Annotated in this window: 8 protein-coding genes; 3 read left to right on the plus strand and 5 right to left on the minus strand. The window is 64.4% G+C overall.

What is annotated here, in order from left to right:
* Positions 1 to 20 precede the first annotated feature (20 nt).
* Entirely contained in the window at positions 21 to 1,667 is a 1,647-nt protein-coding gene (locus ABIC32_RS06820) for a DUF5597 domain-containing protein (RefSeq protein WP_354073344.1), read from the minus strand.
* Positions 1,668 to 1,740: 73 nt separating this feature from the next.
* Positions 1,741 to 4,635 carry a TonB-dependent receptor gene (locus ABIC32_RS06825; RefSeq protein WP_354073346.1) on the minus strand — a complete coding sequence of 965 codons (2,895 nt, stop codon included), beginning with the start codon at positions 4,633 to 4,635 and terminating at the stop codon, positions 1,741 to 1,743.
* A 285-nt stretch (positions 4,636 to 4,920) separates the two neighbouring features.
* Between ABIC32_RS06825 and ABIC32_RS06830 the strand changes: the two genes are divergently transcribed.
* Positions 4,921 to 6,432: a tryptophan halogenase family protein gene (locus tag ABIC32_RS06830; protein WP_354073348.1), complete on the plus strand. Its 1,512-nt coding sequence runs from the start codon at positions 4,921 to 4,923 to the stop codon at positions 6,430 to 6,432.
* The gene (locus ABIC32_RS06835; RefSeq protein ID WP_354073350.1) at positions 6,429 to 7,940 is read left to right on the plus strand and encodes a tryptophan halogenase family protein; all 1,512 of its coding nucleotides are present in this window, start codon (positions 6,429 to 6,431) and stop codon (positions 7,938 to 7,940) included. Before ABIC32_RS06830 ends, ABIC32_RS06835 begins: the two co-directional genes overlap by 4 nt.
* Positions 7,941 to 8,034: 94 nt before the next feature.
* On the opposite strand, the gene ABIC32_RS06840 is transcribed toward ABIC32_RS06835, so the two are convergent.
* From ABIC32_RS06840 to ABIC32_RS06850, 3 genes are all read right to left on the minus strand, one after another.
* Entirely contained in the window at positions 8,035 to 9,837 is a 1,803-nt protein-coding gene (locus ABIC32_RS06840) for an IlvD/Edd family dehydratase (protein ID WP_354073352.1), read from the minus strand.
* 1 nt (position 9,838) lies between these two features.
* Entirely contained in the window at positions 9,839 to 10,588 is a 750-nt protein-coding gene (locus ABIC32_RS06845) for an SDR family NAD(P)-dependent oxidoreductase (protein WP_354073354.1), read from the minus strand.
* Positions 10,589 to 10,687: 99 nt separating this feature from the next.
* Positions 10,688 to 11,461: an IclR family transcriptional regulator gene (locus ABIC32_RS06850; RefSeq protein WP_354073356.1), complete on the minus strand. Its 774-nt coding sequence runs from the start codon at positions 11,459 to 11,461 to the stop codon at positions 10,688 to 10,690.
* A gap of 184 nt (positions 11,462 to 11,645) precedes the next feature.
* Between ABIC32_RS06850 and ABIC32_RS06855 the strand changes: the two genes are divergently transcribed.
* Positions 11,646 to 13,220 (plus strand): sodium/sugar symporter, encoded by a 1,575-nt coding sequence (locus ABIC32_RS06855; RefSeq protein ID WP_354073358.1) that lies wholly within the window; start codon positions 11,646 to 11,648, stop codon positions 13,218 to 13,220.
* The last annotated feature ends 1 nt before the right edge of the window (position 13,221 follow it).

The raw sequence follows: 13,221 nt of genomic DNA on the forward strand, positions 1-13,221 counted from the left end.
TCGCGTTACTCTTGCAGGGTTCAGTAGGTGGCCGTGACGACGCGCAGCAGCTGCGGTCGATCGGTGGAGAAGTTCAGGCCGTAATCGACCTGGTCGCCGTTCCAGATGCGTTCGAACACCCATTTGCCAGCGTCGTCGAAATGGCCTTCCTCGACGCGCAGGACCATGCGGCGCTTGCCGTCGGTCGAAGGCTTGGCGGCGAAGTCGATGCGGATGCGGTGACCGGCCAGGATGAATTGACCCGGCTCGATCTCGGCGATCGCGATGGCCCCGTTCGGCTGGGCCGAGGCGGCGGGCACGTCATTGGGATCGATAGGCTGGCTGCTCGGTCCGAACTGCCAGCGCTGATAGCCAGTTGTGGCGGTCCAATCGCCCAGGTCGATGACCTCGGGCTTGCGGTCGTCGGGTTCGGCTGCGCCCCAGACCTTGCCCTCGAAGGCCAGACGCGCCCAGGTGCGCTGCCACGGTCCGATCAGACGATAAAGGTCGCGGAACGGCTCCAGCGTCTTCTCGGTGATCTCCTTGGCGCCCAACGGATAATTGGAATAGCCGGTGTAATCGATGCCGAAGGGCGAAAAGCCGATGCCGCCCCGACCCAGCGTCTCCATCAGATAGCGGGCGTACTGGGTGTCGCTGCCGGTCTCGGCGACGAACAGGGCGTTGTCGGGCCGGGCATAGCGATCCAGATGGGCTTCGTATTCGCCCGACTTGCGCGTGTAGATGTCGGGCGACAGGAAATCGATGAACGGGGCCGCCGCCTTCCAGATCTCGATCACGTTCCATGTCGGACCGCCGGACGCATAGGTGGCGGGATCCTGATCGTTCGTCGGGTCGCGCAGGGCGGCGTTGACGTACATCGGCAGCGGGTATTCCGCCTTGCCAGCGGCGGCGACCTGTCCGACGTAACGACCGATGGACCAGGCGTGGAAGAACTCGTCCGCATCCTTGCCGAAGACGGCGGACCATGTGCCCGGCGCCTTGCCGGTGCGGTTCAGCAGGGCTTGGGGAACCAGGCCGTCGAAGGCGGCGCGGGCGGCGGGGGAATAGTCGCGCACGGGGCCGTAGGTGCCGACCTCGTTCTCGGGCTGGACCATGATGACGGTGCGTTCGCGCTCATCGACTTGACGAATGTGGCGCATCAGGGCGGCGAAGGCGCGAGAGTCGGCAGCCAAGGTCTCGGCGCCATAGGGCGACAGGGCGTAGCTTTCCTTGCCGCTCTTCTCGATCAAATGGGGGAAACGCTCGGGGTTCAACTTGACCCAGGCGGGGGCATAGGCCGGGGCAGTGTTCTTCCAGGTGGCGAACCACAGGAAGACGACGCGCATATCATTGGCGCGGGCCTGCTCGATGGCGTGATCGACGAAGGAAAAGTCGAAACGCCCCTCCTCCGGCTCGATCTGCTCCCAGCCGAGCGGGATCTGGACCGTATTGGCGCCGATGTAACGGAGCGCGGGCCAGGCCTGGGCCAGGGGCGCCGGATAGTTGGACGAGTTGTTGACCTGTCCGCCCAAGATGATGAAGGGCGCGCCGTCGACCATCAGGGCGTGACGGCCGTTCTGTTCCACAAGCTGCGGAATGGGCGACTGGGCGAGAACCGACGAAGCTGTGGCGGCGACCAGGGTCGCGGCCGAAAAGGCTACGGCGAGTCTGCGTGTGAAATAGCCCATCGCCGCCTCCCAACGTCGACAAGAAAAAGATCGAGGCGCCGACGACCGCCGGCGCCCCGTTGGCCAAGCCCGATCAGAAGGCGGCGCGCAGCACCACCGCGATCCGGCGATCAGTATCGACCCAGTTGTAAGGCGGTTTGCGGGTCTCGCTGCCCACCTTCAGGACCGTCCGCTCGTTCAGGATATTGGTCGACTGGACGCCGATCTTGATGTCCTTGGTCAGGTTATAGAAGATCGAACCATCCAGCTGGCCGTAATCGCTGGCCCATACCGGCGCATTCACGTTCGCAGCCGAGGTCGTCAGCAGATATTCCTCGCGCCAGTTGTAAGCCAAGCGCGCCGAGATGCCGTATTTCTCATAGAGGATGGCGGCGTTGTAGCTGGTGCGGGACATGCCTTCGAGCGGCAGAGTGCTGTCCGAGGCGGCGCCGTTCTGGGTCGTGTCCAGGATGTTCTGGCTGGTGTTCTTGCCGCCGTCCGAGCTGATGTAGGTGAAGTTGCCCTGGAAGCCGAGGCCGCTGAAGGCGCCCGGCAGGAAGTCGAAGAACTGCGAATAGGCCAGCTCGAACCCGTCCACCGTGCCCTCGGCGCCGTTGGTGTAGCGCGTGATCAGGAAGTCGTAGGTGACGCCGCCGTTGGTGATCGACTGCGTTTCCGTGCCGGTGAAGATGTAGTCCTTGATGTCCTTGTGGAAGGCCGCGAACGTCAGGCTTCCAGTGGGCGCGAAATACCACTCCAGGCTGGCGTCGTAGTTGGTCGCCGTGATCGGACGCAGCGCCGGATTGCCGCCCACGCCGGTGAAGGGCGTGGTCGGGTTCAGGGTGTAGCCGTCGGGCTGGAAGTTGATCGACAGGTTGGTGAACGGCTGGAGCTGATACATCTCGGGCCGCACCATGGCGCGCGAGATCGCAAAACGGGCCTGCAGAGTGTCGCTGAGGAACCCACGCAGGTTCAGGCTGGGCAGCCAGTTGGTGTAGCTGCTTTCGACCGGCTGCCCGTCCAGGGATCCGCCGTTCACGAACTGAACCGCCTGATTGAAGGCCGCGCAGTTGGCGCCGGGCGCGTTGGCCGGCGGACAGGCGCCCTGGATGGACGGCAGGGTGGTCACCGTGTTGGAGGTGGTCTTGGTGTCCACCGCGCGCAGGCCGATGTTGCCGTCGAAGGCGCGGCCGAAGAAGCCGGTGTCATTGCCGAAGCGGGCGTAGACGTAGGCGGCCTGCGTCTTCTCGGTCAGCTCCGTGATGCCGCCGTTGCCGCCGCCAAGACGGTAGCTTTCGTAGTCGTCGCTGAGCGGAGTCCAGCCCCAGCCGGAACTTTCGGTGTTGCGCAAGATGTCGTAGGCGTAGGCGGTGCCCTGGTTCAGCAGGCCTTCGGAGGGGAACCACGCTACGCCGGGCACCGGCGCGTTGCCCCGGAAGAAGTTGTCGAAACGATAGAGGGTCGACGAGTTGGGCAGGCGCGGATCCTGCGTGCCGCCCGGATAGCCCGTGTCGTCCAGATAGACGACCGCGCCGCCGCCGTTGCCCCAGTACTGATTGGACAACAGGCCCCAATTATAGCCGGTCTGGCGGTTGGTGTAGTTCTTCTCGGTGCCGCGAACGCCGAAGGCGACGGACTTGAAGAAGGACGAGTTCTCGTCGAAGTCGTAACGGGCGTCCAGGCGACCCGCCAGTTCGTCGGCTTCGTTGTCTTCGATGTGATCCATGGCCGCCGCCCACCAGTAGGCGGACTTGTCTTCCGGCGTGCCGCCGGTGGAGGTCACGGTCGGCAGATCGCCGTCGATGGTGATCGACAGGTCCGGACGGTTCTGAAGCTGAGTGAAGGCCGTCATCGAATAGATTTCGGCCGAGGACTTCACATATTGCAGATCGCCCGAGAACGACCAGGCGCCGCCAGGCGTGTACTGGAAGTTCAGCGCGACATCGCTGGTCTTCTTGGTGTCGTCGCCGACGCGGGTGTCGGTGTTCCAGGTCGCGGCCGGAATATTGCCGCTCAGGAAGACGTTCTGGTCGTCATACCGATAGCTGGAGTTGGGCGAGACGATGCTGTCGGTGCCCAGCGCATATTCGACATTGTAGGCGTCGGCCTGCGAAGCCAGACCCTGCAGGGTGAACAGCCACTGATCGTTCGGGCGCCATTGGGCGGCCAGTGCGACGGCGGTGCGCTTCTGCTCCCAGTCGATCGTGCGCCAGCCCAGATATTTGGGCACGAACACAGTCTCGCCAGCCGTTCCCGAACCATCGGCGCTGGCGTTGCCGGCGTTGAGCGTCACGGGATCATAGCGGTCGACCGAGATCGAATCCGTGCGGTTGCCGACGTTGGACACGCTGACGTTGGCCAGCAGGCCGATCTCGCCGATGCCGGTTTGCCAACGATCGGTCGCCAGGATGCTGCCCGACCAGAAACCACGCTCGGACAGATCGCCATAGTTGTAGTCGGCGTTGATCGCCAACAGCGGGTCGCTGTTGTCAAAGGGCACGCGCGTCCGCAGATTGGTCGTGCCGGCGATGCCGCCCTCGATCATGTTCGCCGCGACGTTCTTGTAGACGTCCACGCCGGCGAGCAGGTCCGCCGACACGTCCTCGAAGCTGAGCCCGCGACCGTTCGAGGCCGAGAAGATGTCGCGGCCATTGGTCTCTGAACGCACCCAAGACAGGCCGCGGATGAAGACGCCGCCGCCCTCTGCCGCCAGACGGGCCGGGTCGCGTGCGGCGTTCGTGCGCTGAAGGGTGACGCCTGGAATACGCTGCAAAGCCTCCGACACTGAGCGGTCCGGTAGAGCGCCGATATCCACGGCGGTCACCGAATCGACGATGACCTCTGAGTTCTTCTTGATGGCCTGGGCCGAGCGGAGCTGGGCGCGGATGCCGGTGACCACGACCTCATCGACCGTCGTCGCATCATCCGACTGGGCCGGGGCCTGTTGGGCCAACACGGCGGTCGGCAGTGTCGCCGCGACCGTAAGCAAGGATGCTCCGCAAAGCAGAGCGACGCGACGAACGTGATTTTGACGAGACATCGGTCTCAGAACCTTCCTGCTGGTCGCGCCCGTCGCTTATTGACGACGTAGGGCGACATCCCTCCCGACGTGAACTCACCCACCCTTCGATGGCATGATCACCTTTCAAGGATGCACAAGTTTTCATGAGCTGAAAAGCATTTTCTGTTAGCGCTACCACAATAGCGCCGCGACGATCCTCGGCTATTAGATGCCGACACAGGATCCGCGCCAAGCGGGCGACGGGGAAGAAGCATGAGCGACCAGCCAGAACCGGTGCGCCACATCGCCATCGTGGGCGGCGGCACGGCTGGCTGGATGGCCGCCGCCGCGCTGGGGCGAGCCTTCACGCGCGCCCACGGCCTGGCTTTGACGGTCACCCTGATCGAATCGGAATCGATCGGCACCGTCGGCGTGGGCGAGGCCACGATTCCGCCCATCCGCCAGTTCGTCCAGATGATCGGTCTGTCGGAAGAGGACTTCATCCGATCGACCGCTGCGACGGCCAAACTGGGCATCGCCTTCAAGGACTGGACCGCGCCGGGTTCGGAATATTTCCACGGCTTCGGCGACTATGGCCCGACCGTCGCGGGACAGGCCTGGCGGCAATATCTGTTTCGCCTGAAGGCCGCCGGTCGGATCGACACCCTGGATCCCTGGTCCATGCCGACCGCCATGGCCCGCGCCGGCAAGTTCGCCCCGCCGGTCGAGGACAGCCGTTCGGTGCTGTCCCACTATTCATACGCCTATCAGTTCGACGCCGGCCTGTTTGCACGGCGGCTGAGAACGCTCGCGGAGGCGCAGGGCGTCGTTCGGCGCGAAGGGCGGATCACGGGTGTGGATCGTAACGGCGAGACCGGCCTGGTGCGGGCTGTGGCGCTGGAAGACGGCGGCGAGGTCGAGGCGGATCTGTTCATCGACTGCTCGGGTTTCCGAGGCCTGTTGATCGAACAGACGATGCGGGCGGGATACGAGGAGTGGACGCACTGGCTGCCGTGCGATCGCGCCGTCGCCGTGCCGTGCAGTTCCGCTCTGGCCCCCGAGCCCATCACCACGGCGCGTGCGCGAGAGGCCGGCTGGCAATGGCGCATTCCGCTGCAGCACCGGGTCGGCAACGGCTATGTCTATTCCAGCGATCATGTGGACGATCAGACGGCACTGGACGACCTGCTGGGTCAGATCGAATCGGAACCGTTGGCTGAGCCCAATCGGTTGAGGTTCGTCACCGGGCGGCGACGCGAGGCCTGGAAGGGCAATGTGGTGTCGCTGGGTCTGGCGTCCGGCTTCGTCGAACCGCTGGAGTCCACCAGCATCAACCTGATCCAGACCGGCATCGGGCGGTTGCTAGAGATGTTCCCCGACCGCCGTTTCGATCCGGCCCTGATCCGCGAATACAATCGACGCTCGGCCCAGGAGTTCGAGCGCATCCGCGACTTCATCATCCTGCACTATCATCTGGCCGGTCGCGCCGGCGCGATGTGGGACCGATGCCGCGAAACGGCGCCGCCCGATACGCTGATGGAAAAGATCGAACTGTTCCACGCGCGCGGGGAGGTCGGCCTGCTGGAGGACGAATCTTTCCGCGAAGACAGTTGGGCTGCGGTGTTCACCGGCCTGGGCACTTGGCCCAAACAGCCGTCTCCGCTGGTCTGTCTCGACGATCTGGAAACCGTGGATCGACAGGCGCAGCAGTTCGCGCAACTGATCGCACGGGCGGCGGCCGCCCTGCCCGACCATTCCACCACCTTCACCGGTTACGCACGATGATCCCTGCCCCACTGAAGCGTATTCTGATCGTCGGGGGCGGCACGGCCGGCTGGATGGCCGCCGCCGCACTAGCGCACGTCACGCGCGGCACGGTGAAGGTCGAGTTGGTCGAGTCCGAGGTTATCGGCACAGTCGGCGTCGGCGAGGCCACCATTCCGCCGATCCTGCTGTTCAACCAGTTGCTGGGCATCGACGAGAACGAATTCGTCCGCGCCACCCAAGCCACCTACAAGCTGGGTATTCAGTTCAACGACTGGTTCCAGAAGGGCCGGAGCTATTTCCATCCGTTCGGAACCTATGGCACGCGCATCGACGCCGCCTCCTTCCACCAATATTGGCTAAGGCTGAACAAGGCGGGGCTGGACGACGACCTGGACGCCTATTCCGTTACGACGATGGCGGCGCGCATGGGCCGGTTCACCCGGCCTGACACCGACCCGCGCGGCGCCGGCTCGCAGATGACCTACGCCTTCCATTTCGACGCCGGCCTGTACGCCAGGTTCCTCCGCCAACGCGCCGAGTCGCAAGGCGTCGTGCGTCATGAGGGCAAGATCGCCGACGTGCGCCTGCGCGACGGCGACGGCTTTATCCAGTCGGTGCGGTTGGACGACGGCCGCGAGCTGGAGGCGGACTTCTTCATCGACTGTTCTGGCTTCCGCGGCCTGCTGATCGAAGGGGCGCTGAAGACGGGCTACGAGGATTGGACCCACTGGCTGCCAGCGGATCGTGCTGTGGCCATGCCCTGCACCCGGGTCGGCGATCCGACGCCCTATACCCAATCGACGGCCCTTGAGGCGGGATGGCGCTGGCGCATTCCGCTGCAGCACCGCACCGGCAACGGCTATGTCTATTGCAGCCCCTTCATCTCGGACGACGAGGCTCAAGCCAAGCTGCGCGCCTCCCTGGACGGCGAGGCGATGGCGGAACCCAACTTCCTGCGGTTCACGACCGGTCGCCGAAAGAAGACCTGGAACAAGAACTGTCTGGCTTTGGGCCTGGCGTCGGGCTTCCTGGAACCGCTGGAATCGACCTCCATCCATCTGGTGCAGTCGGGCATATCCAAGTTGCTGCTGCACTTCCCCGACACCGGCTTCGCCCAGGCCGATATCGACAACTACAACCGCATGATGCGGCTGGAGACCGAGCGCATCCGCGACTTCATCATCTTGCACTATCACGCCACGGCGCGCGACGACTCGCCTCTGTGGCGCCACGTGCGGACCATGCCGATTCCCGAGACGCTGAAGCAGAAGATGGATCAGTTCCGCAGCCGGGGCCGCATCTTCCGCTATGAGGACGAGCTGTTTCAGGAGACGAGCTGGATCGCCGTGCTGCTCGGCCAGGGCGTCATCCCCGAGCGACACGATCCGATCACGGAGACCATTCCTCTGGAGCAGGTCCAGCAATGGTTGCAGAAGATGAAGGCGATGATCCAGCAGGGCGTCGCGCGGATGCCGACCCACGAGGCCTTCATCGCCGCCAACTGCAAGGCGACGCCGCCGAAATAAGGCGGCGACGCCTAGAGCGAAATCCTGAAGCCTGATTACGGCATCAGCGGAATCGCGAAGCGATCCCACCTCAGCCGATCATGCTCTAGGGCCGTCAATGATTGTCGCGCGGCAGGCCGATCGTATCGACGATGCGGTGGTATTTGACGGCGGGTTCCAGCACGGCGCCGGTTTCAAGCTCGCCGACCACGTCGCGCTGCATCTCCTGCCACGGCGTTTGCGACGCGGGGTATTTGTAGCCGCCCGCCGCCTCGAACGCCTGACGACGCTGGGCCAGTTCCTCGTCCGAAATCAGGATGTCGGCGCGGCCGGTGTTCAGGTCGATGCGGACCCGGTCGCCGGTCTTCAGCAGGGCGATGTTTCCGCCCGCCGCCGCTTCCGGAGAGGCATTCAGGATCGAGGGCGAGCCGGAGGTGCCGGACTGACGCCCGTCGCCGATACAGGCCAGGGCGCTGACGCCCTTCTTGATCAGGTAGGCAGGGGGCCGCATGTTCACGACCTCGGCCGCGCCCGGATAGCCGATGGGGCCGGCGCCGCGCATGAACAGCAGGGTCTGTTCGGTGATGCCCAGGCTCTCGTCGTCAATGCGGTGGTGATAATCCTCGGGCCCGTCGAACACGACGGCCGGGCCTTCAAAGGCGTTCAGATCATCGGGGTTGGACAGGTAGCGCTCGCGGAACTCAGGCGAGATCACGCTCAGCTTCATGATGGCCGAGTTGAACAGGTTGCCGGTGAAGACGACGAAGCCAGCGTCGGTCTTCATCGGGGCGTCGAAGGTCTTGATGACGTCGGGCAGCACGATCTCGGCGCCCTTGCAGTTCTCGCCGATGGACTTGCCGGTGACGGTCAGGGCGTCCTCGTTGATCAGCCCTTGTTTCATCAGTTCGGAGACGACGGCGGGCACGCCGCCGGCATGGAAATAGTCCTCGCCCAGATAGTCGCCAGCGGGCTGGAGGTTGACCAGCAGCGGCACATGGAGGCCTTCGGTCTGCCAGTCCTGCAGCGGCACGTCGACGTGGGCGTGGCGAGCCAAAGCCGTCAGGTGGATCGGGGCGTTGGTCGAGCCGCCGATGGCCGAGTTGACGACGATGGCGTTGTGGAAGGCTTCCTTGGTCAGGATGTCCGACGGCTTCAGATCCTCGCGCACCATCTCGACGATGCGCAGGCCCGTCTCGTAGGCGACCTGGGCGCGCTCGCGGTACGGCGCCGGGATGGCGGCCGAGCCGGGCAGCGACATGCCCAGCGCCTCGGCCAGGGAGTTCATGGTCGTGGCCGTGCCCATGGTGTTGCAATAGCCGACCGACGGCGCCGAGGAGGCCACCAGTTCGATGAAGCCGTCGTAGTCGATCTCGCCGGCCGCCATCATCTGACGCGCCTTCCAGATGATGGTGCCCGATCCGGTGCGCTCGCCCTTGTGCCAGCCGTTCAGCATGGGGCCGACCGACAGGGCGATGGCGGGAATGTCCACGGTGGCGGCGGCCATTAGACAGGCGGGCGTGGTCTTGTCGCAGCCGATGGTCAAGACGACGCCGTCCAGCGGATAGCCGTACAGGCTCTCGACCAGACCCAGATAGGCCAGGTTGCGGTCCAGGCCCGCCGTCGGCCGCTTGCCGGTTTCCTGGATCGGATGGACGGGGAACTCCATGGCGATGCCGCCCGCCTCGCGGATGCCTTCGCGGACGCGCTCGGCCAGGACCAGGTGGTGGCGATTACAGGGCGACAGGTCCGAGCCGGTCTGGGCGATGCCGATGATCGGCTTGTTCGACTGAAGCTCTTTGCGCGTCAGGCCGTAGTTCAGATAGCGCTCCAGATAGAGGGCCGTCATGTCCGGGTTTTCCGGATTATCGAACCAGGCCCGGCTGCGGAGCGGCTTTGCGGTCTTGGAAGTGTCGGTCATTTCAGGTCCAGCCGCCATCGACGACATAGTGTTGATTGGTGATCGCCCCCGCCTCGTCCGAACACATGAAGACGACGACGCGGGCGATGTCGTCCGGCACGAGCCGGCGCTTGAGGCACTGGTTGGCGTAGATGTCTTTTTCGGTTTCCGGCGTGACCCAGAGCTCGAGTTGCCGCTCGGTCATGATCCAGCCGGGCGCGACGGCGTTCACCCGAACGCCGAACTGGCCGAAGTCGCGGGCCAGCGAACGGGTCAGGCCGATCACCGCCGACTTGCAGGCCGTATAGGCGGCCATGCCGCCTTGGCCGATCACCCAGGAGGTCGACCCCAGATTGACGATGGCGCCCTTGCCCGTCGCCTGCATGTCCGGCAGCACGGCCTGTGCGGCGAAGAACTGGTGCTTCAGGTTCACGGCCATGCGGCCGTCCCAATAGTCCTCTGTCACGTCCAGCGTGGCGTGACGCTCGTCGTGGGCGGCGTTGTTGACCAGGATGTCGATGGGGCCGAAGGCGTCACGCACCATGCCGATGGCGGCCTTTAGCGCAGGAATGTCGATCAGGTCGCAGGCGACTAACAACGCCTCCTGCCCCAGGTCGGCCTGTAGCTTGGCCCCGCGTTCGGCGTCGATATCCAGAAAGCCAACCCGTGCGCCCTGGGCGTGGAAGGCGCGAACGATGCTCTCGCCGATGCCGCCGGCGCCGCCGGTGACGACGACGGTCTTGCCCTTCAGGTCGGAGTAGATGGCGGCCATGAATGCAGCCCTCCCCAGGGCGGAGGACCTTCTGTGCGGCCCAAGACCTTTTCACAAATGAAACTTGTTGCCGTCAACAAAAAATAGATAGCGGTAGCATCAAGCTTGGGAAACGGCGCCCATCTGATCCGAAATCACCTCTGCGGCCCGCACCAGCAGCGCCGCGGCCTCGTCCTTGGTGCAGATCATCGGGGTCTGTTCTATGAAAGGCGTAATCAAGGTGGCGATCACGCCGTCCGCCCCCATGATGGGCGCCACCAGATCGGTGACGCCTTTCACGAAGTCGCTGGCCCGCTCCACATAGGCGCCTTGGGTCATCGCTTCCGAGCGGGCGGCGAACTCGTTCACCGCTTTTGCTCCGAACAGGCCGACCAATGTCTCGTTGAGGTGCGCCCGCGCCCGTTCATTGGCCCGCGAATAGAACATCAAGCCCGAGGTGGCGTGCAGGATGCTGCGCCGGTAGCCGATCCGCACCGAATAGCCGAGGTCGCCGGGGCTCTCGATCCGGGCGATGACCACGATCTGATCGCCGGACGGCACAACAAGGTGGCAGGACTGCATCGTCGCCGACGCCAGATCGCGCATGGCCGGCATGGCGACATCGACCAGCGACTTGATCGGCGCCTGGGTCATGCCCAGCGTGAACAGACGGTTGGTCAGACGATAGCCGCCCGAGGACTGTTCGATATAGCCGCGGAACTCCAGCACCTGAATCATACGGAACAGTTCGCTGACGGAACGTCCCAATGTGACGGACATCTGCGATGGCGTCATCGGCTCGCCTTGTGCCGACAGCAGTTCAAGAACGTCGAGGCCCTTCTCCAAGGCGGGCGCGCGATATTTGCGATCGTCGGCGGCGTCTTGGTCTGTCATGGCGTTCCTGTCGCTTGAGCCCGTCGTTGCCCCCGCAGCCACCACGGTGGGCGGGCGCCAAGGGCGATCGATGCATTATTGCAGGTAAAATAAGCAAGCGTATATAAAAATTCGTTGCGGCTGGCCGGGGGCTAACCTAGGCTTCGACCTAAGTCCGAACACGGGCGCATCGGGGGAATGTATTATGTCGCTCGCGGGTATCGATCTGGCGATTCTGGCGATCTACGCCATCTTCATCTTCGGCCTGGCCCAGTGGGTCTCGCGCAGCAAGGCGGGCGAGCAAAAGACCTCCACCGACTATTTCATGGCGTCCAGGAGCCTGCCCTGGTGGGCCATCGGCGCCTCCCTGATCGCGGCCAACATCTCGGCTGAACAGATCATCGGCATGAGCGGCTCGGGCTATGTGATCGGCCTGGGCATCGCCTCCTATGAATGGATGGCTGCGCTGACCCTGCTGATCGTGGGCAAGTTCTTCCTGCCGATCTTCCTGCGCAACGAGATCGTGACCATGCCGCAGTTCCTGCAGCAGCGGTACGGGCCGACGATCCGCAACGTGATGGCCGTCTTCTGGCTGCTGCTCTACGTCTTCGTGAACGTGACCTCGATCCTGTGGCTGGGCGCGATCGCCGTCCACACCGTCACCGGCTTCAACCAGGACTACGCCATCGTCGCCATCGGCGTCTTCGCCCTGGCCTATCAGCTGTGGGGCGGGCTGAAGGCCGTGGCCCTGACCGACATCGTGCAGGTGGCCCTGCTGGTCTGCGGCGGCCTGATCATCGGCTTCATCGCCCTTTCGACCATCGGCGGCGCGGGCGGCGCGGTCGCCGGCTTCCACACCCTGCTGACCGAGTTCCCGGACAAGTTCGACATGATCCTGTCCAAGGATAATCCGCACTATCAGGAGTTGCCGGGCATCGCCGTGCTGCTGGGCGGGCTGTGGGTCATGAACATCAGCTACTGGGGCTTCAACCAGTATATCATCCAGCGCGCCCTGGCCGCCAAATCGCTGCCGGAAGCGCAGAAGGGCATCGCCTTCGCGGCCTATCTGAAGCTGCTGATGCCGGTGATCGTGGTGCTGCCGGGCATGGCCGCCCTGATCCTGGCCCCGAACCTGTCGGCGCCGGACCAGGCCTATCCGACGATGATGAACCTGCTGCCGGTCGGCCTGAAGGGTCTGGTGTTCGCCGCCCTGATCGCCGCCATCATCGCCTCCCTGGCGTCCAAGGTGAACTCGATCTCGACCATCTTCACCCTGGATCTCTATGCCAAGATCCGGAAGGACACGCCCGAGCATCAGCTGGTCACGGTCGGCCGCATCGCCGCCGTCGTCGCCGTGATCATCGGCATCCTGACCGCCCGTCCGCTGCTGGGCGGCTTCGATCAGGCGTTCCAGTTCATCCAGGAGTTCACCGGCTTCTTCACCCCCGGCATCGTGGTCATCTTCATGCTGGGCCTGTTCTGGAAGCGCGCGTCCGAAGCGGGCGCCCTGACCGCCGCCATCGGCTCGGTCCTGCTGTCGGCCGTCTTCTGGTGGCTGCAGGAGACCGGTCAGTTCATCTTCCCCTTCATGAACCGGGTCGGCGTTGTCTTCGTCGTCTCGCTGATCGCGGCGGTGATCGTGTCTCTGCTGGTTCCGGCCAAGCCCGACGCCATGAAGATCAAGCTGGACAAGATCAGCTACAAGACCTCGCTGGGCTTCAACCTGGCCGGGGTCGGCGTGATCGCCTTCCTGATCCTGGTCTATACGATCTGGTGGTGAG

This window comes from Brevundimonas sp. 1080, assembly GCF_040545985.1.
Taxonomy (GTDB): Bacteria; Pseudomonadota; Alphaproteobacteria; order Caulobacterales; family Caulobacteraceae; genus Brevundimonas.